This is a genomic window from Sphaerisporangium sp. NPDC051017 (assembly GCF_040683095.1).
Taxonomy (GTDB): domain Bacteria; phylum Actinomycetota; class Actinomycetes; order Streptosporangiales; family Streptosporangiaceae; genus Sphaerisporangium.
Window position 1 is genome coordinate 182,541 of record NZ_JBFBCI010000008.1, and the last position, 23,461, is coordinate 206,001.

Here is a 23,461-nt window from a genome sequence, read left to right on the forward strand (position 1 = left end):
CGGGCGACCGAAACATCCATTACTTTGTCAGATACGACCGGATAAATGCGAATACCGGACGTCCGTTCTGAAGGCGGTGGATCTGTGGGGGGATCCACCGCCTTTCCGAAGCCCGAAGCCCGAAGCCCGAAGCCCGAAGCCCGAAGCCCGAAGCCCAAAGCACGAGCCGAGGCCCGAAGCCCGGAGACGGACGCCGCTCAGGCGCCGAAGACGGCTCAGGCGCCGAAGACAGCCGGAAGCGGCGCCTCCTGCACCGCGCGCAGCTCGTCCACCGGGATCTCCAGAACGTCCTCGACCGTCAGCGTCTCGCCGCCCGTCGTGCCCAGCCCGTAGCAGGGCACCTCGTGCCGTGCGCACAGCTCGGCGAACTCGTCGAACGCCTCCGGGCGCACGGCGACCAGCACGCGCGCCGTGGACTCGCTGAACAGGCCGGTGAAGGCGTCCTCGATGGGCAGCCGGACGGTCGCGCCGACTCCGCGCGCCAGCGTGGCCTCGGCCAGGGCCACGGCCAGGCCGCCGTCGGACACGTCGTGCGAGCCCTCGGCCAGCCCGCGCCTCGCCACCTCGGCGAGGACGACTGCCAGCCCGCGCTCGGCCTCCAGGTCGACCGCCGGGGGCAGGCCGCCGAGGTGCCCGTGGGCGACGTGCGCCCACTCGGAGCCGCCGAACTCCTCGCCGGTGTCGCCCAGCAGGACGATCTTCAGCCCGGGCGCGGTGAAGCCGTGCGGCACGCGCCTGCGCACATCGTCCAGCACGCCGAGCACGCCCACCACGGGCGTCGGGTGGATCGCCGTCGAGCCGGTCTGGTTGTAGAACGAGACGTTGCCGCCGGTCACCGGCACGCCGAGGGTCTTGCAGGCATCCGCGAGCCCGCGCACGGCCTCGGCGAACTGCCACATCACCTCGGGGTCCTCCGGGGAGCCGAAGTTGAGGCAGTTGGTGACGGCCAGCGGGCGCGCGCCGGTGACGGCGACGTTGCGGTACGCCTCGGCGAGCGCGAGCTGGGCCCCCGCGTACGGGTCGAGGCGGGCGTAGCGGCCGTTGCCGTCGGTGGCCAGGGCGAGGCCGCGGTCGGTCGGCTCGGCGCCTGGCATGACCTCGCCGACGCGCAGCACCCCGGCGTCGGCCGGCGTGGCGAGCACGGTGTTGCCCCGGACATAGCGGTCGTACTGGGAGGTGACCCACTCCTTGGAGGCGAGGTTCGCCGACCCGAGGAGCTGGAGCAGCGTGGCCCGCAGGTCCGACGGCCGCGGCAGGCGCCCGGCGTCGTCGGCGTTCAGCGCGGCCTGGCCGACGGGCTCGTGGAACGGCCGCTCGTACACCGGGCCCTCGTCGGCCGCGGTGCCCGGCGGGATGTCCACGATGACCTCGCCCTTCCAGGTCATCACCAGCCGCCCGGTGTCGGTGACCTCGCCGATCACCGTGGCCGGGACGTCCCAGCGGGCGCAGATCGCCATGAACGCGTCGATGTCCTCGGGCGTCACGACGGCCATCATGCGCTCCTGCGACTCGCTCATCAGGATCTCCTCGGGGAGGAGCGAGGGGTCACGCAGCGGCACCAGGCCGAGGTCGACGCGCATGCCGCCCGTGCCCTTGGCCGCGAGCTCGGTCGTCGCGCAGGACACCCCGGCCGCGCCGAGGTCCTGGATGCCGACGACGATGTCGGCCTCGAACAGCTCCAGGCAGCACTCGATGAGGAGCTTCTCCATGAACGGGTCGCCCACCTGCACGGCGGGCCGCTTGGCGTGCGCCTCGTCCTCGAACGTCGCCGAGGCGAGCACCGAGGCGCCGCCGATGCCGTCGGGGCCGGTGCGGGCGCCGAACAGCACGACCTTGTTGCCCGGGCCCGGCGCGGTCGCGAGCTTGATCTGGTCCTTGCGCAGCAGGCCCACGCACAGCGCGTTGACCAGCGGATTGCCGATGTAGCAGGGGTCGAAGACGACCTCGCCGCCGATGTTCGGCAGGCCCAGGCAGTTGCCGTAGGAGCTGATGCCCTCGACGACGCCGGGCAGCACCCGCCGCGTGTCGGGGGCGTCGAGGGCGCCGAACCGCAGGGAGTCCATGACGGCGACCGGCCGGGCGCCCATCGACATGATGTCGCGGACGATGCCGCCGACGCCGGTCGCCGCGCCCTGGTGGGGCTCGACGTACGACGGGTGGTTGTGCGACTCGATCTTGAAGGTGGCGGCCCAGCCGTCGCCGATGTCGACGACGCCGGCGTTCTCGCCCATGCCGACCAGCAGGGCGTCCGACTTGGGGGCCTTGGTGCCGAACTGGCGCAGGTGCACCTTGGACGACTTGTAGGAGCAGTGCTCGCTCCACATGACCGAGTAGATGGCGAGCTCGGACGACGTGGGCCGGCGGCCCAGGATGGCCCGCACCCGGTCGTACTCGTCGGCCTTCATGCCGAGCTCGGCGTACGGCTGCGGCTCGTCGGGGGTCTGGTCGGCCCGCTCGACTGAGTCGATCATGTGTGCTCCTCGCGGCGCGCTCGTGGCGTCGGTCACAGGTTGACGAACCTCTTCAGGATCGAGGTGAAGAAGCCCCGGCCGTCCACGCTCGGCGCTCCGGTGAGTTCCTCGACGGCGTGCTCGGGGTGGGGCATGAGGCCGACCACGTTGCCCGCCTCGTTGCTGATGCCCGCGATGTCGTTGATCGACCCGTTCGGGTTGGTGCCCAGGTAGCGGAAGACGACCTGGCCGCCGGACTCCAGCGCGGCGATCGTGGCCGCGTCGGCGACGTAACGGCCCTCGCCGTGCTTGACCGGCAGCAGCAACTCCTGGCCAGGGGCGTAGTCGCCCGTCCAGGCGGTCGTGGCGTTCTCGACGCGGACGCGCTGGTCGCGGCAGACGTAGTGGAGCCCCTGGTTGCGGGTGAGCGCGCCCGGCAGCAGGTGGGCCTCGCAGAGGATCTGGAAGCCGTTGCAGGTGCCGAGCACGGGAAGCCCGGCGCGCGCCGCCGGGATCAGCTCGTCCATCAACGGTGCGAAGCGGGAGATCGCCCCGCACCGCAGGTAGTCGCCGTAGGAGAAACCTCCGGGCAGGAAGACCGCGTCCACACCCCTGAGATCGCGGTCGGCGTGCCAGAGGGGGACGGCCTCCCCGCCCGCGTGCCGGACGGCCCTGGCGGCGTCCTGATCGTCAAGGGTTCCCGGAAATGTGACCACGCCCACGCGGGCAGCACCCATGGCTTTCGTACCCCTCCACATGCGAACGCCGCGCCGACGTCTCACACAAGATCGGACGGCGGTCTCGCGGCGGTACACCTCAGGCTACCCGCTGACCACACGCGACCGGTCCCCAGCCGGGGTTCACGAAGGCGGCCACGAGAGCCCGGCCCCATCGCGGCGCCTGAAATCAGCCACCGCCTGCCACCGGCTCCAACGGGCCGCTTCCGGGCCGCATCAATGTATGGAAATGCGCGACGATCCGGGATACCGCGCCGGGATCACGAAGGATGACCCCGATCTCGATGTTCGTCAGGAGGGCACGGCGCGTCAGGTTCGCGCTGCCGAGCAATGCGATCTTCCTGTCGGCGGCCAGCAGTTTGGCGTGGAGGGAGGCGCCGGCAGGCCGGCGGTTCGGGGGCCAGGTCCAGAAGGTGGCCTTCCCGCGTAATAATCGAAACGCCGCCGCACCGGTGGGCCCCCGGAGCGTCCCTCCCTCCTCTGGTCCGCCTTCCAGGATGAGATCCACCCGCACGCCTCGCTCCGTCGCCGCGGCGAGTTCCCTGGCGATCTCGTCCACCCTGTACGCGGCGAAGCTCACCACCAGGAGTGATTCGCGTGCGGCCCGCACGATCTCCGTCACGGCGGAGAGCGTCAGACGTACCGGCACGGCATCGCTGGTGGGGCCGCTCACGACGATCGAGGGGCGGGCGGCCGACTCGGCGAGATGAACGCGCGCGGCGGCCTCCAGCCCGAAGGCGACCCCCGCTCCCGGCATCTCCGGCGCGTGGCGTCGCCAGGCCTTCACGAATCGCACCGCGTGGGACACGGCCGAAGGGCGTGCCTCGATCAGCCTGGCCAGGACCTCATCGCCCGGCCCGGGCGCCGTCCGGAGCAACTCGGCCCAGGCCAGCACGTGGGGAAAGGGCACCTCTCCGGCCAGTACGGCGACCTCGTGAGCGAAACCCTCGCTCATCGGCCGAAGAACCCCGCGCCGCCGTCAAGGATGGTGTCCACGAGCAGCGCTCGGTCGAGGTAGTGATTCCCGCGTTCGCAGGAGGTCTCGGAGGCGAAGAGGCAGGCGTGACAGGCCGCGCCGTACAGGCGCCCGTGCACCAGGGGATCGTGCCCGGCGCACAGCGGGTCGGAACTGCACAGCCGGGCCCTGTCCAGTGCCTGGTGGATCAGGATGTCCAGCCGGTCCGGATACCCGAGGGACACCAGCCCGCCAAGGGTGCCCTCGCTGTCGGGGGCGGCGGTGTACAGCAGCACTCCGGCCATCGCCCGGTCGGTGTCGGCGTAGACGCGCTCGCCGATCCCCGAGGCGCCATAGCCGCACTCCAGCGCGAACTCCCGGATCAGCACGTGCGCGAAGGTGTGCAGCAGCACATAGCGCACCCCGGGGAAGTGGCCAGGTGGCAGGCCCCGCTGCGCTCGCCACTTCTCGTGCGCCGCGATCAGAATGGCGGCCCGTTCCCCGACCTCCGGCCACCCCTCCCACTCGCGCAGCCGATCCTCCGAGAACCTGAGGAATATGCCCTCGCCACGGGTCTCGGCGCAGGGCACCCACGTGGGCTGTGCCAGGGCCAGCGGGGCCACCCGTGAGTCGGGCGTGGTGGCGACATCCCACTCCGGCGCGTCGATGCGCGCGAAGCCGTACAGGGCGGCCACCTCGCGCAGACGCGGCACCAGCGTGACCCCGGCGAGCCAGTCGCGGGTCTCCCTCGGTACGGATACCCGGCGGGTGGTGAAGTCGCGCAGGTCCGTGTCGGCCGCGGCGGTGAACGCCGTCCACTCGGGGCCGAGCAGGTCCAGCGCGTCCTCCCCTCCGGCCCCACCTTCTTCCTCGGCCGCAGCGTGCTTCTTGATCGCCTTCCATACGGCGTCGGTGCCGTACTGTTCAAGTTCGGGCCAGGAGGACTGGGTCTTCATCAGTTGCCCGGCCAGCTCGGCCTCCAGGCGTGCGAGCAGGCCGAGCTGACCCCAGTACTCGGTCACCAGTTGATCGAGACCTGCCTCGGCCCGGGGCAGGCTGAAGACGCGCAACTGCATGGCGAACCAGGTGTTCGTCGCCCCCAGCGCCAGCGTGCGGGTCGGCTCGCCGCATCCGGGAGCTCGCCCGAGATGGGGGTGCCGGCCGCGGCACCCCGGGAGGCTCTGCTCCGCCTTCTCGCCGTACGCCTCGGACATGGCCCGGGCGTTCACCCCGCAGGAGCATTCGACATAGACGTTGGCCGCCTCACCCGTCGTCCCCCGCTCCCGCAGGCGGTAGGTGTGCGCCTCCTCCGCGGGTGGCACAAGTCCTCTGTGGACGTAGAAGGCCCACGGGAAGTCGTCCAGATGGCCCTGTGAGCAGGCGAGCACGAACCGGGCGGGCACCGCGACCGGGCGGCTGCCGCCCTGACCCTTGCACCCGTGAACGTAGCGGATCTTGTCCGGCTGGTACGGGTTCTGGATCAGCTCGAACACGCCCGAGGTCGCGGGCGCCAGACGGTTGCACTGGACGCGGGAACACCGCAGCCACTGGGGGAACAATGTCACCGGAACCCCGACGCGCGCCCATTCGTCGAAGACGTCACCCGTCTCGGGGATGTACGGCGGCGTCCGGAGCTGCTCCACCTGGTCGCCGAGCTTATTGCGAACGGCGGCGAGCAACCGGTCCTCGATGACCTCGGTGGCCCGGGCCCGTTCCCAGAAGTCGAGGCCGAGCACGGTCACCGACAGGTTGGGCAGGTCGAGCACCGACCCCACGCCGTAGGTGTGCAGGAGCTGGCTCGGCCGCAACTCACCCACGCGCAGCGGGCCGGTCCCGGGGGTGGTCACGCGTCCTCCTCCGCTCCGGTCCCCGGCGGTACGGCCTGCCCGGCCACGACCGCCTCGAACTGCGGGATCTCCTCCACGCCCGGGTCGGGCAGGAGTAACAGCCGGATCCCCGGCTCGACGTCGCGCAGCGAGGTCGGGCAGGTCGTGATCCCCCAGCCGCCCTCTTCGGGCTTGCGGAGCAGCCCCGCCACATCGTCGACCCGATAGGGCTTCGCGTAGGCGAGCCGGGTGCCGGGCTCCCTTCGCCTGCGGTCCCAATGGTCGAGCCGGGCGAGCAGTTGGTCCTCGACCTGGCGTGACACCTCGTTGCGACCTGCCACCTCGCCGGCCCGGCGCTTGAGGAACATCACGACGTGGTCGGCCAGCTTGCTGTGCCGGTTGAACGCCTGCGCCGTCAGGTTGGCGTTGTAGGTCGTCTCCAGGTTGCGGATCAGGGCCATGAGGACGCCCGTCAGGCCCCGGTCGATCGCCCGTGGCGCGAACGGGGTCACCGACAGTGCCTCCACGTGCCGGTACACCGTCGCATGGAACTGGCCGAACGTCTCGTAATGCGAGAGATCGCGGGGACGCGCCCAGTTGTAGACGGTGAACACCAGGCCCGGTGACGCGCGGCCGACCCGGCTGGTCGCCTGGATGTACTCGGCGGTGGACTTCGGCTGGTTGGCCACGACCATGACGCCGAGCCGCGACACGTCCACCCCGACGGCGATCATGTTCGTGGCCAGCAGCACGTCGATCGGCCGTCGCTCGCCCCGGACGCGATCCCCGGTGAAGGTGACGCCAAGACCGTCGAGGATCTCCGGGATCTCCCCGGAGGACAGCCGTGAGGTCAGCTCGCGAAGCATCGGGTCGTGGCGGCGGGCGAGCCCGCGCTCGTCGGCCCGGGAGAGCCGGGTGGAGATGTCGTCCTCCACGAGACGGCGCATCCCGCCCAGGTCTCGGAGGCTGTTGAAGTAGCCCACCAGGGTCATGTAGGGGTCGGTGACCTCGTTCCGGCCGTACTTCTCATGGAGCTTCTGCGCCCCGCCGAGCACCGCGACGTACATCCGGATCAGCGTCGACTTGATACGCACTCCGTGCGCGCAGATGCCGACGTACCGGCGCCCCGGCCGCAGCGACCGGTTCCGTTGCCGGGAGAAGAAGCTGTCAGCGGCGTTCAACCCTTGCGGGGGGAACACCTCCGTCCTGCGGTGGAACAGCGAGCCGATCTGCCGTGATGCCCGCCGCACGGTGGCGGTGGACGCGATGACCTTCGGTCGGACCTGTTCACCGGGCTTGCCCTCCCAGGAGGCGAGCAGGTCGACGGCCGTCTCGTACAGGCCGGTGAGCGACCCCAGCGGGCCGGAGATCAGGTGGAGCTCGTCCTGGACGATGAGGTCCGGGGGGCGCAGCGGTGCGGCCGGAGCGATCTTCGCCGGGCGCGCCGCGCCCTTGGCCACGTGCCCCGTGCGGCTGTCGCAGACCGATGAAGCCAGGTCGTCGGTGAGGTAGCCGTGCCGTTCGCATCTCAGGGTGGCCCGGCCGAACAGGGTCGCCGTCTCGCCCTTCCAGGCGAGCTGCGCGAACTTGTCCACCGTACCGATCACCAAGGCGGGGAGCAGGCGGTAGATCTCCTCGTCGACCACCAGAACCGGCAGGCCTTCGTTCTGACTCGCCCACCCGCTGAATGGGCAGAACACGTCCGGGCAGTGGACCAGAGTCCGGGCCAGGACGGTGTCGACGACGATGTCCCGCCCCGGCTGGATCTTCGAGCCGCACCAGGGACACGAGGTGAGCTGATGCGGCGACCCCACCGCCTTACGCGCCCCTCGGCCTCCGCGCAGCTCGGCCACCGCTTCCGCGGCCTTCTCCGTCGTGTTGGGCGTGACCCGCCCGCCCACCCACAGGCCGATGCGGAACGGGGTGCGCCCCCACACCGCCTCGTCGGCGCGGCGCAGTGTCTCACAGGCGCAGATGAGCGCCGTCGCCCGCTGGAACTGCTGGATGGTGAGCAGCCGGAGCGTGTAACGCATCAGAACGGCCACGCCATCGCCGGCGTCCAGCCCACCGAGCGAGGGCTGGAGCCGTCGCGCGGCGAGCGTGAACGCGGTCAAGCCCAGATAGGCCTCGGTCTTACCGCCTCCGGTGGGGAACCACAGCAGATCGGCGATGGCCTTCTCGGGATCGTCGGACCGCTCGGGGTGCAGGGGATCGGCCAGTGCCGGAAGGTTCAGCAGCAGGAAGGCGAGCTGGAAGGGCCGCCAGCTTCGGTTGCCCGGCGTGTCCGCCGCCTCGACCGCGTGCTCCAGCGAGAGCCGGTCGTCCTCACGCCGGCTCTCGGCGGCCAGGGTGTGGACACGCTGCAGGTGCATCGCCTTGTTGGCGAAGGCGAACGCCCGGCGGGCCGACATATCCTCGCGTAGGAGCCGCAGGCCGCGCTCGATCCGGTCGGCCGCCCGGCGCGCCGCCTTCAACGCCTCCCGCGCCTCCCTGCGGTAGCCGTCCAGGCGGCGTTCCGGATCGTCGATCGACCGCTCGGCCCGGTCGATCCACGCACGGTAGCCGGCGACCAGCGGCGTGAGCCCCGCCATGAGCTCCGGCACGTCGTCCCCTGGGCGGCCGGCCAGTTCGGCGAGGGTTCTCATGTCCAGCTCGAGGTCGGCCAGCTCGGGCAGGTCGGGATCTTTTTCGACATCGGGCACGTCGGTGTAGGGGATCTCGTGCTCCGGGACGGCCGCCGTGCGGACCTCGACCGCGCGCATCGGATCGTCCCGCGTCGGCACGGTCTCCACGGCGACGCCGTGCCCGACCGCGAACTCCGGCATCAAGCGGTACGCCATGGCGAGCCGCCGCTGCTCGGCCCGGTCCGCGGCGTCCCCGCCCGACTCCCGCTCCGGCCTGGGAAGGAACACCGGTGCGCCGCCCGTCCCCGTGGCCGACAGCCGAACCTGGAAGATCCACCGCTCGGCCCGGCGTGTCTTGGGCCACGCCTGGGTGTTGACCAGGAAAAGGGAGACCAGCCACCCGCCGTCGTGCCGGCGCGCCCTCCCCTCGACCACGACTTCGGGCTGGTCGTCGTTCAGCTTGTGACGTCGCAGCGTGCCCTCGCCCAGCGCCACCCGGGCGGTGCCCGACATCGGGACCCGTCGCCACACCATGCGGCCGGTCTCCTCGCTATGGGTGCGCTCGTATCGCGCCCAGCGCCCGGTCACCACCAGCCGGTCGGCGTCTCCGGCCACGAAACAGGTGAAGCCGAGCGCCGAGGGAGCCATGCTCGGCACATTGGGCGCCGAGGGCTCGGGGTCGCCCTCGCCCGAGTCGATCGACTCGGAACCGGCGAGATCGTCAAGCTCCTCGGGCGCGACGGGCGTGCCGGTCGGCGCCAGCCGGCCGAGAAGATAGCGATCGACCGGATCCTCGTCGAACTCCTCCGGCTCGTCGCCGTGCGGGCCGTGCAGGTCATCGAGGACGAGCCTCTGCAGCTCATCCCTGATCGCCGCCGCATCCGGCACCGCGAGGACCGAACTCCCCGCTGATGGCTGTGTCACAGACACGACTTTAGGCCGAAAGGGGCCTGGAATCTTCCTTGTCGTGACCCGAGAGGACGAACCAAGTGATGTGGCGTGGGGGGTCTTCGGTGAAGCCCCAGCGGGTGGACAGGACGCGGATCAGGCGGATTCCACGGCCCGACGACGCCAGGTCGTCGTCGGGGTGCTCGGGAATGCTCGGCATGGTCTCGGCGCCCTCGTCGGTGACCGCGATCCGCGCATCGCCGTTCTCCTCGATCGTCACGGCGACGCCGATCACGGCGGAATCGGTGTGCAGCAGGGAGTTGGTGGCGGCCTCCGAGAGCAGCAGCACCGCGTCGTCGCGGCGGAGATGACCATCCAGGATCTTGCTCAGCCAGCGCCGGGCCTCGGCCACGGATGTCTCGGCGGCCGGGAAGGCGGCGGTCTCGGTTCGCGGGGCGGGAGTGCTCATCGCGTCAGGCGTCCTTGGTCAGGGGGTGGCGGAGGACAGGCCGTACGGCACGCCGGACGGGGCCTGTGGCGAGTGCCGATGTCACCAGCGGGTGACGTGGGATGTACGACGTGGAGGATGACGGGCGGCGAGGCCCCGGAGCGGCTCAGGCGGCCGGTGCGACCGCGGTGTGCGGCCGGGCGTGGCGCACCCACCCCTGCTCGGCGTGGCGCATCTCGGTGAGAAGCTCCTGCGCGGTGCGCGCCTCCACGACCAGCGGCTCCGGGGTCGGGTACAGGCCCAGGGCGTAGAAGCGGCGGCTCCACGGCCCGTACAGGATCGTCCAGGCCGGCTCCATGCGGTCGAGCAGTACCGCCGCGGCGCGGTCGGCGAGGTCGGGTTCGCCGCGTTCGACCTCGACGTACGGCTGTCCGAGAGCGTGCCGGCCGACCCGCTTGCCGCGACCTCGCCTGAACAGGCGCCATGGGCGTCTAAGCTGCACCATTGGTCAGGACCTCACTTCCTGATCAGGGACCCGCACGGCGCTGCGATCGCCTGCGGGTCCCGCCATTCCATGGCTACTGGCTGTAGCGGTGTCATCGTGGGCGGTGATCGCGGGAGTCGGAAGGCCAACGGCGTGGTCAGGCGTGGTCGGGCCGAAGACCACGTTCACGACGAGCCCGCTCAAGGGCGAGATCGTGAACGTTGACCTCACCGACCTGGAACCCGTCCCACGCTGGGGCGGCACTCTGCTCAGGCTCCACTTCCCCGATGGACAGGTGATCGCCGCCATTGAATCCCTGATGGAGCCGTCGGAGGAGAAACGCCGCCGCTGGGTGCGCTACCTGGCCTACCTGCACGACACCTACGCGTGTGACGTCCTACTGATCATCACCTGCCGCGATGCCGCCACCGCTCGCTGGGCCCGCGAACCTTATGTGGTGGGCCTGCCCACGTGGCACGCCCTGACCGTCCGTCCCCTGGTGCTCGCTCCGGACAACATCCCGGCCATCACCGACAGGGATCAAGCGTCGCAGGACGTGCACTTCGCCATCCTGTCCGCGCTCGTACACGAAAAGTCACCGCAGGTCGATGTGGTACTGGACGTGCTGTCCGACGCGCTCGGCGACATCGACATAGAAGAGGCCGCCGACTTGGCCGAGTTCACCGAGTCCGGGCTCGGCGAGGGACGCGCACGGGACCTATGGAGGGCGCTGATGGCCACCAAGACCTACCCCTACATCTCCGAACTCCGCGCCAAAGGCCGGGAAGAGGGTCGTGAGGATCACCCTGTTCGTCCTTGATGCTCGCGGGCTCACCCCTACCGAGGGCCGGCGTGAAGAGATCTTGTCTTGCACCGATCCCCGACGTACTCCAGATATGGCTCCGGCGGGTAGCTTCCGTTTCCAAGGTGCGCGAACTCTTCGCCTAGTGTGAGCTGGTCGCGACGTCCCAGCATGACGTAAAGCCGCCGACGCGACCGATCTGCGGTCTTCGCGGGCTGTCGTGGAGTGGTCCCGGTGCGTGTATCGGAGGGTGGTTCGTTATTTCGCCCAACTACCCAACGTGTTGATGTCATCATTGACCGTGATTGCTTGATGAAGGTCGTCGGCGTGGTCACATGTGGCCACGCCGGAGCCACGATCGCAAGGGGTGCCATGAGCGCAGACCCGATCGACCCGCACGCCTCCCCCTGGCACCTGTTCGGCGCGGTGATGCGTCACTGCCGTGAGAGCAGACCGAACCTGGGGCTCCGCCGGGCGGCCACGCAGATGTACACCGACTTCTCCAACCTGGCCAAGTGGGAACGCGGCGAACGCGTTCCCCCGCCGGACATGATCACGCGCCTCGATCAGGTCTACGGGGCACACGGCATCCTGACCGCGCTGTACGACACGCTCGAACGCCTCCACGCCGCCGAGTCGCAACGCTCGAAAGCGGGTACGTATTGTGAAAACTCCGCATATCGCAACGGAGATGACGACATGGAGCGCCGTGCCGCCCTCCAGTTCCTCGCCGGCTTGGGCACCTTGAGCGCCCTGGGCGTGTCCAGCGAACCCCTGCGCCAGTTGCTCGACCTTTCCCTCGGCCACGAACACCGCAGCCTCGAAGACTGGGACCGGGCCTGCGCCGACCACCTGCACGCGCTACGTACGCGTCCCCCGGCTCAGGTCGCGACCGACCTGCTCATCGACCTGTACGCGCTACGCCGCCAACTGGACGCCGCCACTCCCGCCGACGCGATCGAGCTGCAACGGAGCATGGCGGTGCTCTCCTCCATCCACGCCATTGTCCTGACCTACTTGGACGATCACGGCATGGCCATCCGCTGGTGGCGCACCGCACGGCAGGCCGCCGACACCTCCGGTGACCTGACTCTCCGCCTCCTGGTCAGGTGCGAGGAGGCCGGGCACGGCTTGTACGGCCAGCGGTCCCCACAGGCCGTCCTCGAGTTGGTGCGTCGCGCCCAGCAGCTCACCCGTGAGCCAGACGTCGACCTGATGACCACCGAGGCCAAGGCCCTGTCCATGCTCGGCAGGAACGACCAGGCGCTCGATACGTTGCATGCGCTGCAGGCGATCGCTGACAGGGATGTCGTCCCGGACGCGTACGGCTTCTGGACGCCGAATCGCATCTATTTCACCGAAAGCTGGGTGTACGCCGCCGCCGGTCAGGACTCGGCGGCCGAAACGGCCCGCGGCAATGTTCTCAAGCACAATCGGAGCTACATCCACCCTGTCAACGCTGACCTCCATCGGGCGCTGTGCACAGTCGTCCAAGGTGGAATCGATGAAGGGATGCACCAGGCAGCGACGACGATCGACGCGCTCAAGCCCAGCCAGCGAATCCGTCATATCAACGAAACCGGACACCTCGTGCTCCGCGCTGTGCCACAGGACCAGCAGGACCGCCCCTCCGTCGCCGAGTTCCGCAAGGTCCTGTCTCTCGAACCCGTCCGAGGCGCCTGAGGCAGAGCGGTTGGCAGAGCGGTCCACCTGGCACACCGAGGCCCAGGGTGCCGAGAGGTTGTCATGTCCTGAAATATCCCGCTGCGGCTGACTTTCGCGGCTCTTCCCGTATTCCGCTGTGCCTGTGCCCGTAGATATGGACATTCGGGGAGTAATGCCCGTTGTGCTTCGTTTGCTCTAGTACCTGCGTATGAATGGTTGCAGAATGTCCGATCTGCGTGAGATTCTAATGCCTTGTGGCTACGGGGCAGGCGGCGGAATTGGAGGCCGCCTTATCGCGGGTGATTCGGCTGGCCGATGAGCACGCCAGAGCGTTGGATCCCCCGATGCGGTGCATAGCGGCCTCCGCCTGGGTGGGCGGGGGAGCACCCGCCTTTTCCAAGGCCCTGAACGACCAGCGCACGACCATGCAACAGGCCTTCCAGGAGGCGGCCGAGCAGATCTCGGCCCGTATCCGGCACCTGGGCGGTCAGGCGCCTCAGGTGCCGTCGTTCTCCACTTCGGTGAGCGTGATGTCGGCCCCGCGCACCGGCTTCTCCGGGATGGACGTCACAGCCATGGAGGGCCTGGTGGCAGACCTGCGAAGGGCCGCTGAGAAGTTACCGGAGGCGGGCCATCGGCTGTCGGCGGAGCTATCGGCGTTATGCGTGCCCGCGTCCTCGGGCAGCCGAGTCGCCGGTGCCGGGGAGTGGGCACAAGGACAGGTAGGAGACCTGCGGCGACGCCTGTCGATGATCCAGGAGGAGCACGACCCGGGCCTGACCACCAAGGCCATGGCGGGGTTCGGTCTGTTCGGGGGGTACGCCCCCGATCCCGGCGGGGTCAGCAAGCTGATCACCGCAGCCGGCAACGGGGACGCGGAGGCGCTCAAGGCTCTGTTGGCTCTCCAGAACACCGGAAAAGACGCGACGCTGGCCAACCGGCTCAGCGCATGGTGGCACCAACTGGGCAAGCCGGCCCAGGAACGTCTGATCAACCAGTCCCCCCAGTTGATCGGCAGCCTGAACGGCCTCCCCGCCGCTACACGCGACCAGGCCAACCGGAAGTACCTGACGGCCGAGAAGTCATGGCTCGCTTCGGAACTGGCACGAGTGAGCGCGTTGCCCGTATTCAACCCGATGTTGGCGGCCGTGAGGAAAGCGAAGATCGAAGAGGTACAACTGAAGATGCGCCAGCTCACCTCTGTCGAACAGGCGTTGGCGCGGGGCGGGCAAAACGGTCTCCCGCAGACGTACCTGTTGCAGATAGAGCTGGGCGGCCTGGGTAAGACCGCGATCTCCTTCGGCAACCCCGACGACGCCGACAACATCGTCGCCTACGTGCCCGGCACCGGCACCAAACTGGAGGGCTCGAAGGGTGACGCCAAGCGCGCCTCCGACATGTGGGCACGGGCTCACGTCTTCGATCCCGATATGAAGATCGCCTCGATCGCCTGGCTGGGTTATGCAGCTCCGCAGTGGGGGGACGCTGGGCCGTTGCATACCCCTGCCACGCTGGACGACGCTCGTGCGGGGGCGCCGTTGCTGGCGAGCTTCGCTGATGGCCTGCATGCTGCTCACCAGGCAGCCTCTGACGCTCGGTTCACCGTGCTCGGGCACAGCTATGGGTCCACGGTGACCGGCGTGGCCGCTCAAATGCGCCCGAAGTCCTTCGCAGACCAACTGATCTTCGTCGGCAGCCCCGGTGTGGTTGCCGAGCATGCGAAGGATCTGGGAGTGGATTCGGTCTGGGTAGGCGAGGCCCCCAACGATCCAGTAGGGGATATCGGCTCTCTGGGACCGGTGAACCGGATATCTGACCCGCCCGGTGTTTTGTCCGCCCTCGTCTCGGGAGCCATATCCGGCGTTGGCCCCTTCGGCTCTGATCCAAGCCGCAGCAAGTTCGGTGCCAAGCGCTTCTACGTCCCAGATTCCGGAGACTCTCTTCTGAGTTTTCGAGGCCACTCCAGCTATTGGGGGAAAGATGAAAGGGGGTGGGATCAAAGGTCGACATCCTTGTGGAATATCGGACGCTTGATCACTGGTCAATACGATGAGTTGATCCCGTTCCCAGAACCGTCTCCACGATCCACGCCCTCACCCACTGCTCCGCCACCAGCGGTGGCACAATCCAAGCTGACAGAGGAGCCGACATCCCAACCGGTACCCTCTCCCCGGCCTGCTGGAGGATAGATGCCGCGTCTCCTCGCAATGATGGTTATTGTCGCTACCTTGGTCGTCGGCTGTGGTCATGCAGGAGGCGCCGTGGAGGAAACCAGCATGACCGAAGCTCAGGCACTTGCTCGCGTCGAGCAACTTATCAATGGGACGGTTGCGGCGCTTGACCCAAAACCTCGCCTGGAGGCCGTTCCCACCAGTCTGGATAACAGTGAATGTGGCGCTCAAGTCGGAGATTCCAAGGGTGGCGTCACAGTCGGTCGCGAATATTATCTTCGCGACATTCCTAAAGAACAGATAGACTCAGTGGCGCGACAGGTGAAGCAATACTGGAGCGGGCAAGGATACCTCATTGAGGGGGTCTCTAAGACCGGCAGAAGCATCACGGCCCGTTCTGTTCCGGACGACTTCCTGTTGGCATTTGGTCCCGCAGGCGACGACGGCTTAGTCATGGGAGCGTCGTCAACGTGCGCACGGCCAAGCGGTACCTCCGAACCTTCCTCGGGTATCTGACGTCACACGCCTGTGCAGGGTCAAGTCTCAAAGAGCAGAGCAAGAGCAAAGATTCAGAAGAGGGTGTTCGGTGGTTGAAACAGGGCTCCGTCGAATGAATCGGTTGTGGCCTGGGCGGATGCGGGCTGGGTGGCGGCAGGCTTGACTCGCTTGCCCTTGGTGGACTTCCTGCCCGAGTGCAGGCCGGCTTTATCCTCCTGCTCATAGCGGTAGAAGTTCAGCGCTAGGAGCTTGTCCAGCACATCAAGGCGCGCCTGCGGGCCGATTGACCAGCGAACCCCTTGGCCGTGGTCATAGAAGCCGTGAGCGAGGTCGATCTCTGACCAGGCGGGCAGCGCCGAACTCGCCTTCTTGGCCTCGTACTCTCTGGTGGCGGGCTCACGCTCCTCGTCCAGCGTGTACGCCTCCCGCACCGCCTCGTCGATCTCAACATGCAGTTCCCGCATCCGCTGGATCTCCGAATCCTGCTCGGCTGGGTCATGTACAAAGTTGTACAGATCCGTCAGCCCAAGCTGCCGATCCAACATCAGTCGGCTCCGGAACTGGTGCAGTTCCTCCCCGACTTTCTCCATCTGCTCCGTCAGCTTTGGCCGTGGAAATGTCTCATAAACGTCCGACGGCGAGTAGTTTAGACGAGTCTCAAGAGTCGAACTCCTGAAAAACGTCCATGCCTGGTGTGTCGCAGAGGTCAATAGGCACAGCGCAGCGGGCCTCGAATCGGCTACTATGGCTAACTTGTGAGCAAAAATCTGCCCCGTTTTGACTAGCATTGGAGTCAGATACTTGCTCACCAAGACAATAGCGATTACTCGATCAAGCCCTATGGTGGCTCTGCGTAAAGCTGGACGTTTGTCTGCGTACTGCCAATACCGTTGCGGTAATGGCTTTCGTAGGACGAAGCTGTCGTCGCTGTTCCTTCGCTGGCGCTCGGGCTTCACCTGCTGTTCGACTATCTCGAAGCAATCTGGGAAGCTTGCAGCTTCATCCTCGCCCATATCATTGAAGTCGATAACCCAGCGGCTTGCGGAGCAATCTGGGCTAGAGTTTAGATCTTCACCGTTAAGATAGGGGTAGATGACTTTTTTGTTGCGTGGGTCCTTGTCGATCAGATGACGAGCTGCCACGGGGGTCAGCAGAAAACCCTTGCCTAGTACGTAGCATCCAATAAATGAACGGTCCGCGTTATCAGCGAGGCGTCGTGGATTGCCACTCATTCTAGAGCGTGCATCGAGAGATGGAGTGATCTCTTCAACCTGGATACCGTCGAGTACGCGTCGTTCTGTCGACCCTGGCCGGCCACTCCATAGCAAGGAAACCTCAAGTGTTGCTGTTCCGGACCATGGCTGTGACTTTACGGCTCGGTAGACTGACCAGCCTTTCTTGTACAGTTGATCCAGGCCGACCTCTCTGGTGTCTCCCTGGGCGATCGTGTTGGTGGCAATGATGCCGACTCTCCCCTTAAACGCAACAGTATGACCGCGGAGAAGGAAGTATGAGCAGAGGTCGGCGTGGCCTGCCTTATCGTTGGCGATGCGCTGCTTGAGGTATTCACGTAAGTCGGTGCCGAGGGCGCCGCTGATGCGTTTCCCGCCGATGAAGGGTGGGTTGCCCATCACCGCGTCGAAGCCGCCGCGACGCATGACCTCTGGGAACTCCAGGGGCCAGTGCAGAGGCCGGATCGGCTCGGGGCGGGAGGTGCCCTTGAGCCAGCCGTCGATGGTCGTGCGGGCTGTCTGCTCTGCGGTGGCGTCGCCGTTCAGTGCCGTCATGACCTCGTCTGCGATGGAGGTGAGGCGGGTGTCGAAGGCGTCTTCGCTCTTCCCTGCGGTCGAGAGGGCGGCGCCGGCGACCGCGTCGGCGGCGAGCCGGAGGCGGGTGGTGAGGTTGTCGGCGCGGGTGAGGAGAGCGGCCTTCTCCTCGGCCTCGCGGGGGTCGTTGACCGTCGTGGCCTCGATGCGTTCGCGCAGCTCGGTGACCTCGGTGAGGATGGAGGTGGCAAGCTCGTCGATCTGCCCGGCGAGCCGGTTGTTCAGGGTCCGGCCGCGCTCGGGGTCGAGGTGGAAGGCCACGACCTGGGACTCGGAGATCAGGCCGACCAGCGAGTCTCCGCAGCGCAGGGCGTGGTCCAGGAAGCCGAACGGCTTGTCCTTGGCCAGGGTGACCAGCCACAGCGAGAGCTTGGCCAGTTCGACGGCCATGTCGTCGCGGTCGACGCCGTAGAGGCAGCGGGCGGCGACCAGCCGCAGGGCGTGGAGGTGGAGCGAGTCGCGGTCGTAGTCGGAGCCGACCGTCGCCTCGACCTCACACGGCAGGCCGTCCCGTTCCCAGGCATCCAGGACGCGGTCGGCGAGGTAGCGGCAGGCGGAGACCAGGAACGCGCCAGAGCCCATGGCCGGGTCGACGACCTTGAGTTTGAGCAGTTCATCCCACGACTTGGCCTGCCAGACCCCGGGCTCCGCGCCGTCCGCCGGGCCGGGGGAGTAGACCAGCGGCGCGAGGGTGTGCTCGACGACCTCCTCGGCGAGCGGTCGCGGGGTGTAGTGGGTACCGGTGGCCCGGCGGTCGCCGACCTGGGTGAACAGCACCGAGCCCGTCGGGAAGACGGTGGGGATGTCGCGCAGGTCGCGGCGGAGCAGGCCGAGGAACGGGCGGACGCGCGCCGCCAGGTCGGCGTTGTTGTCGCAGGCCGAGTCCAGGTCGCCGATCTCGCTGGTCGTGGGCTGGTACGCGAACGCCTTGCGCAGCTGGGCCTGGCTCGCTCCGGAGACCTTCTTCAGCCACGCCGTGAACGAGTCCTGGCCCTTGGCATGCTCGGCTTCGAGGAGGCTGAGGGGGATTTCCGGTTCCAGCCCGCCGATCAGCCCGACGTACGGCTCGTCGACCTTCTTGCAGGAGTACTCCAGCAGACCTTCGTACACGTGCCCGATCTGCTCGACACCGAGACCCTTGTACGAGAGCCGCTCAGGGGTCCTGCCGCGCTGCTTGAGCAGCAGGAGCGCGTCCAGGATCCGGTGGCTCACCCGGTCGGTCACCTTCAACGCCGGCAGCCACGGGTAGGTGGCGGGGTCGAACAGCGAGCCGCCGTAGGCGGGGATGCGCAGGTCGGGGTGGTCGCAGCCGCGGTGGACGGCGGTGAAGAGGGCGAGCAGGCGCGGCCAGGCGGCCGGGCTGCGGTCGGCGATCTCGTCGCCGTGCAACTGGTGCAGCTCGTCGAGCTGGGTGTAGAGGCCGGCGACCGCGTAGCCGGCCGAGTAGACCGGGTCGAGGACGGGCAGCAGCCGCTGCTCCTCGGCGTACAGCAGGAAGACCAGGCGCATCATGACGGTGAGCGTGGCCCGGTAGATCTGCCGTTCGGGGACCGTGGCCAGCAGCGCGCCGCCGGACTCGCGGTCGAGCCGGGCGAACTCGCCGACGAGCAGCTCGACGGCTTGGCGCACCTGGTCACCAAGGGTGTCGGTGACCTGGGTCTGCGCGTTCGCCGTACGCTCGAACAGCCCGGTCAGTGAGGCCGACGAGGTGCCGTCCGGCTGGACCGGCGGCGGGAGCAGGCGGGAGGCGCCGAGCAGGGAGGCGAAGGCCCGCAGTAGCGCGGGCTCCTCCAGCCACAGGTCGGCATCGAAGATCGCGGTGCTCGTCGGGCCGCCCGGCTTGGCGTGGACGAGCACCCAGAACCGGCCGTCCGTGAGCAGGGCCAGCGGCACGCCCCGGCGGCGGCAGAGCATCGCGGCCTGTTCGACCATGGACGGCTGGTCGCGGGTCGCTCGGGTCAGCGGCTCGTCCCAGCGGCGGCGGTAGACCAGCAGCCGTTCGGCGCGCCCGGAGGCGGGGTCGGGGCCGTAGACGACGGCGTCGGGGCGGGCCTGTTCGCCGCCCCAGGAGCGCAGCTCGTCGGGGAGCAGACCGTCGGCGGCGAGTACGCCGGCGGGCCAGCGCAGCAGCTCGGTGAAGATCAGGTCCACCCAGGCGGGGCGCAGCAGGTCGGGCGCGGCCTGCACCTCCAGCCAGGCTTGGCGCAGCCGGGCGGTCGTCTCGGCCGGGACGACGTCCAGGCCCTGCTCCATGGCGTCGGAGAGCACGCTGACGGTCAGGAACGGGCCGTCGGGCCGTAGCAGCCGCAGCCAGTCGGCGTGCTGGTCGGCCACCGAGACGACCGGAGGCCGTCGGATGCCGCGCCCGGACACGGTCCCCGTGCGGGTACTCGTCCGCGGGCTCATCGGTCACCTCGGGCGGCGGCGTGGGCGAGCGCGGCGGGGACGAGGAAGGTCACGGACACGGGAAAGGAACGCTCCTTCGGCTCGGCGTAGCGGCGGCGCAGTGCCTCGGTCTCGGCGACGCGCTGGGCGGGGATCGCGCGCAGCCGCTCCTGCAGCGCTTCGTGGTCCTTGCGGAGCTGTTCGCGTTGCTCCTTCTGCTCGTCCTCGAAGAGGCTGGGCTGCTGCCACCGCGTGGTCTCGGCGAGCGCGGCCTCGATCGAGCGCATCAGCTCGTCGAGCACGGCTTCGATCGCGGTGACCTCCTCCTCGCAGCGTTTGTCGAGCAAGGTGCGGATGCTCCGCTTGCGCTGCTCGGCCCGGTTGGCCAGCCGCCTGCGCAGGGGCTCCGCGAGGACGGGCCTCCAGAGTTCGATGAGCCGGTCGCGCAGTCGCGGCGGTACGGGCTGCTCGGAGGCCGCCGCCAGCCATTCGTCGATCTCGGACTCCCGGGCGGGGACGAGCTTGCCCGCGTCGATGAGTCCTCCGGCGTACACGATCTCCTCGTGCAGGCGGGTCCCCGCCGAGCCGGTGATGACGACCCGGCCGTGCGCGACGACGGCGGGGACACGCAGCACGTCGCCCGGCACGACGCGGGCGGTGACCCTCGAGAGCTTGGGGCCGCCGCTAACGGGGGCAGATGTGGTGGTATGCCCGTTCGCCTGAGCCGTCGCATGTCCGTTCATCGGCTGCGGAGCAGGTACGGCGGCCCGCCCGTTCATCGCCGCCGGAGCGGGTACGGTCGTCGGCTCGGGAACGGACGCCTGGGCGCCGTCGGCGGCGTTGGCCCACAGTTCGGCGCGCAGCAGCCGCATGCACATCTGCACCAGGCGGTGCCCCAGGTGCAGCAGGACGATGTCGCTTCGGCCCACCACGGCCTCGGAGGTGAAGGTGACGAGGCGTTCCTGGCCGGTGAGCGGGTGTGGCAGCCCGTCGTTGCGGGCCTGGGCCCAGGCGCCGGGCAGTTCGGGCAGCCGGAAGCACGGCGCGGAGACGCCCTCCGGGGCCTCGGCAGGGATCAGGTCCTTGCGGTGGGCGAGGCGCAGCGCGGTACTGACGACGCGCTGGACCGTGGCCGGGGTGAGGTTGAGCTCGGTGCGGCTGTCGGACAGTTTGTCGGCCAGGCGGGACAGATCGCGGGCCAGGTCGCGCTCGACCTTGAGCCGCGCCCGGGAGGCCTTGGCCGCGATCTCGGTGTCGGTGGCCCGCCAGTCGACGCGCTTGCCGAGCATCTTCTCCTCGACCCGGGCGGCGATGACGTCTCCGGCGCTGCCCAGGTCCTCCCTGATCTGGTCGACTTTCCTTGCCGCTACCCAGAGGAAGGCGAGTTCGTCCTCCAGCGACCCTTCCAGCGAGCCGGGGGCGGCGTTCTCCCAACCGCGCGGCACGAAGTGCCGGATCTCCACCTGCGAGGCCGGCTGGCCATGCCGGTCGACGCGGCCGTTGCGCTGCTCCAGGCGGTTGGGGTTCCAGGGGATCTCCCAGTGGAGCACGCGGTGGCAATACCGCTGAAGGTTGATGCCCTCACTCGCGGCATCGGTGGCCAGCAGGACGCGCACCCGGTTGTCCGGGCCGGGGGCCTCGGTGAACTCGGTCTTGATGCGCTCGCGCTCGTCGCGGTCCTGCCCGCCGTACAGCAGCTCGATGCGGTCGGCGGGGTAGCCGGCGGCGAGCATCTGCTCGTGCAGCCAGCGCTGGGTGTCGCGGTATTCGCTGAACACGATCACGCGATCGTCGTTCCACTCGCCGCCCGGCCGGACGAGCGGGTCGAGCCAGGCGCGGAAGGCGGCGAACTTGGCGTCCGGCCGGTCCTGCGCGTCGCGGGCCCACCTCAGCAGGTCGCCGAGCAGGTCGCGTTCCTCCGCGGTGAGGGGGCGCATCAGCTGCCGCGCGGCGGTGAGGGCCGCCTGGGCGGCGGTGGCGTACGCCTCGTCGTCCTCGGCGGTCTCGTCAAGGTCGTCGATCAGCGGCCGGAGCAGCTTCACCCCGGCGTCCCCGGCGCGCCCGGCGGCGAGCTCGGCCTCCTTGGCGAAGGCGTCCTCCCTGGCCGTCATGGTGGCCAGGTGCGTCTCGACCGTCTCGGCGAACGCCTTGGGGGAGGAGAACAGCCGCTTCTTCAGCAGGCTGACGACGAAGTCGGCCGCCACCCGTCCCGGCCCCGCCGACCGTGACCTCGCGTATCTGGTCAGCTGTTCGTGCGCGGTCCTCTCGGCGCCGGTGTGGTCGACCTCCAGGTAGTCCAGGCACCGCTTGGGGAACAGGATCGAGCCGTCCCATCGGGGTGGCAGCTCACTCTTGAGGCGGCGGACCATCGCCCTGGCGAGTTGATCCTGGGTCGGCTTCACCCCCCGGGCGAACCGCTGATCGTCCAGCAGTTCCAGTAGCGCGGTGAAGGATTCGAGGTAGCCGTTGTGCGGGGTGGCGGACAGGAACAGCCGGTGCTCACAGTGCGGGGCCAGCTCCCTGACCGAGGCCGTCCGAAGCGAGTCGACGGGGTAAGCGCCCCGACCGGCCGGGGCGCAGGTGTGCACCTCGTCCACCACCAGCAGGTCGAACGTCCGCGGATAGCGCGGGACCGGGGGGGAGTAACTCGCGTAACAGCCGCATCGGCCGGGTGCGCTTGAGCCAGTCGATGCTGACGATCAGGCGCGGGTAGTGGCTCCACGGGTTGGCGTACAGGCCGCGTGAGCGCCGGAGGTCCTTGAGCAGGGTGCTGTCGACGATGCGGAAGTCCAGGCCGAACTTGTCGCGCATCTCGTCGCGCCACTGCAGCGTCAGGCTGGCAGGGCAGACGATGAGCATCGTCCGGGCGCGGTGGCGGAGCATGAGTTCCTGCATGACTAGCCCGGCCTCGATCGTCTTGCCGAGGCCCACGTCGTCAGCGATGAGCAGGTTGGTGCGCGGCATGGACAGCGCCCGCACCACGGGGTCTAGCTGGTAGGGCTCGATCTCGATGCCGGACCGGAAGGGGGCTTGCAACGCGGTCCTGTCGGCCGAGGCGATGGCGCCCCAGCGGACCGCGTCGAGGAACGCCGCGAGCGACTCGGGGTCGTCGAAGCCGTTTTCCGGGCTGGGTAGATCCTGCTGCTCGTGCACGACCGCACCGGGTTCGAGTTCCCAGATCACCCGTAACTCCTCGTCACGGGCGTCGTCCTCGACGCTGACGAGCGTCACCAGGTGCTCTGGCGCGCCCGTGGCGACATGGGGATCGCTGCTGGCCACGCTGCTGCGGAGCACGTCGGCGACCACCCACGGACGATTTCGTACGGTGACCAGCTGACCTTGCGCGGGGATGCCGTCAACCGCCTGCTCCGCTGCGTGCGACGCCACCGTGCGGATCTCCTCGTCGTTGGGGGGTACACAAGTGTCAAATGTCTGTTATTTCCGGTTTTTGTATGGTCGTCGACGCACGGCGAATAGCTCCGCATAGGCCACGCCAAAGGTCCTAATATTTCCCACTAGATGGCCGAGGTCAACGACATTCCAGCAAGCGGTCACGTTTCGCTATCGAGAGCGCCGGGGGGAGGAAGGCCGGCGTGCCACGACCGAGGCCGACCTGTGAGGCCGAGGCTTCTTGTTCGAGCGCGTCGCCTACGAGAAGTCCCAGCCATGGCGAACGGGTCTATCTTCGTCCGCTCAGTGGAT

The 23,461-nt window shown here is 68.6% G+C and carries 14 protein-coding genes; 4 read left to right on the top strand and 10 right to left on the bottom strand.

Features of this window, described 5'->3' with window-relative positions; genetic code table 11:
• Positions 1–215: 215 nt before the first annotated feature.
• From purL to AB0M95_RS10465, 7 genes are all read right to left on the bottom strand, one after another.
• The gene (purL, locus tag AB0M95_RS10435; protein WP_363761842.1) at positions 216–2,471 is read right to left on the bottom strand and encodes a phosphoribosylformylglycinamidine synthase subunit PurL; all 2,256 of its coding nucleotides are present in this window, start codon (positions 2,469–2,471) and stop codon (positions 216–218) included.
• A 32-nt stretch (positions 2,472–2,503) separates the two neighbouring features.
• Entirely contained in the window at positions 2,504–3,187 is a 684-nt protein-coding gene (purQ, locus tag AB0M95_RS10440; protein ID WP_363761844.1) for a phosphoribosylformylglycinamidine synthase subunit PurQ, read from the bottom strand.
• Positions 3,188–3,356: 169 nt separating this feature from the next.
• Positions 3,357–4,142, bottom strand: coding sequence for a DISARM system phospholipase D-like protein DrmC (gene drmC / locus AB0M95_RS10445; protein WP_363761846.1), 786 nt, complete (start codon positions 4,140–4,142; stop codon positions 3,357–3,359).
• On the bottom strand, positions 4,139–5,989 hold the full coding sequence (locus AB0M95_RS10450; protein WP_363761848.1) for a DUF1998 domain-containing protein: 1,851 nt from the start codon (positions 5,987–5,989) through the stop codon (positions 4,139–4,141). Before AB0M95_RS10450 ends, drmC begins: the two co-directional genes overlap by 4 nt.
• Entirely contained in the window at positions 5,986–9,516 is a 3,531-nt protein-coding gene (gene drmA / locus AB0M95_RS10455; protein ID WP_363761850.1) for a DISARM system helicase DrmA, read from the bottom strand. Before drmA ends, AB0M95_RS10450 begins: the two co-directional genes overlap by 4 nt.
• Positions 9,517–9,526: 10 nt before the next feature.
• Positions 9,527–9,949, bottom strand: a complete 423-nt coding sequence (locus tag AB0M95_RS10460) for an ATP-binding protein (protein ID WP_363761852.1) — start codon at positions 9,947–9,949, stop codon at positions 9,527–9,529.
• A gap of 145 nt (positions 9,950–10,094) precedes the next feature.
• Complete coding sequence (locus AB0M95_RS10465) at positions 10,095–10,433, bottom strand: hypothetical protein (RefSeq protein ID WP_363761854.1); 339 nt, start codon at positions 10,431–10,433, stop codon at positions 10,095–10,097.
• A gap of 142 nt (positions 10,434–10,575) precedes the next feature.
• Between AB0M95_RS10465 and AB0M95_RS10470 the strand changes: the two genes are divergently transcribed.
• The 4 genes from AB0M95_RS10470 to AB0M95_RS10485 all read left to right on the top strand — a co-directional run bounded on the left by AB0M95_RS10470 (position 10,576) and on the right by AB0M95_RS10485 (position 15,566).
• A complete protein-coding gene (locus AB0M95_RS10470; protein WP_363761856.1) occupies positions 10,576–11,232 on the top strand; it encodes a hypothetical protein in 657 nt (218 codons plus the stop codon).
• A gap of 354 nt (positions 11,233–11,586) precedes the next feature.
• Positions 11,587–12,897: a helix-turn-helix domain-containing protein gene (locus AB0M95_RS10475; RefSeq protein WP_363761858.1), complete on the top strand. Its 1,311-nt coding sequence runs from the start codon at positions 11,587–11,589 to the stop codon at positions 12,895–12,897.
• Positions 12,898–13,133: 236 nt separating this feature from the next.
• Positions 13,134–15,068, top strand: coding sequence for an alpha/beta hydrolase (locus AB0M95_RS10480; protein ID WP_363761860.1), 1,935 nt, complete (start codon positions 13,134–13,136; stop codon positions 15,066–15,068).
• A gap of 72 nt (positions 15,069–15,140) precedes the next feature.
• Positions 15,141–15,566, top strand: coding sequence for a hypothetical protein (locus AB0M95_RS10485; RefSeq protein ID WP_363761862.1), 426 nt, complete (start codon positions 15,141–15,143; stop codon positions 15,564–15,566).
• Between the two features lie 53 nt (positions 15,567–15,619).
• On the opposite strand, the gene AB0M95_RS10490 is transcribed toward AB0M95_RS10485, so the two are convergent.
• From AB0M95_RS10490 to AB0M95_RS10500, 3 genes are read right to left on the bottom strand one after another with little or no spacing between them, the layout of a single operon-like run.
• Positions 15,620–19,780, bottom strand: coding sequence for a DNA methyltransferase (locus tag AB0M95_RS10490; protein WP_363761864.1), 4,161 nt, complete (start codon positions 19,778–19,780; stop codon positions 15,620–15,622).
• Positions 19,777–22,356 carry a DISARM system SNF2-like helicase DrmD gene (gene drmD / locus AB0M95_RS10495; RefSeq protein WP_363761866.1) on the bottom strand — a complete coding sequence of 860 codons (2,580 nt, stop codon included), beginning with the start codon at positions 22,354–22,356 and terminating at the stop codon, positions 19,777–19,779. The genes AB0M95_RS10490 and drmD overlap by 4 nt, the downstream gene beginning before the upstream one ends.
• A complete protein-coding gene (locus tag AB0M95_RS10500; RefSeq protein ID WP_363761868.1) occupies positions 22,259–23,146 on the bottom strand; it encodes an SNF2-related protein in 888 nt (295 codons plus the stop codon). Before AB0M95_RS10500 ends, drmD begins: the two co-directional genes overlap by 98 nt.
• Positions 23,147–23,461 lie beyond the last annotated feature (315 nt).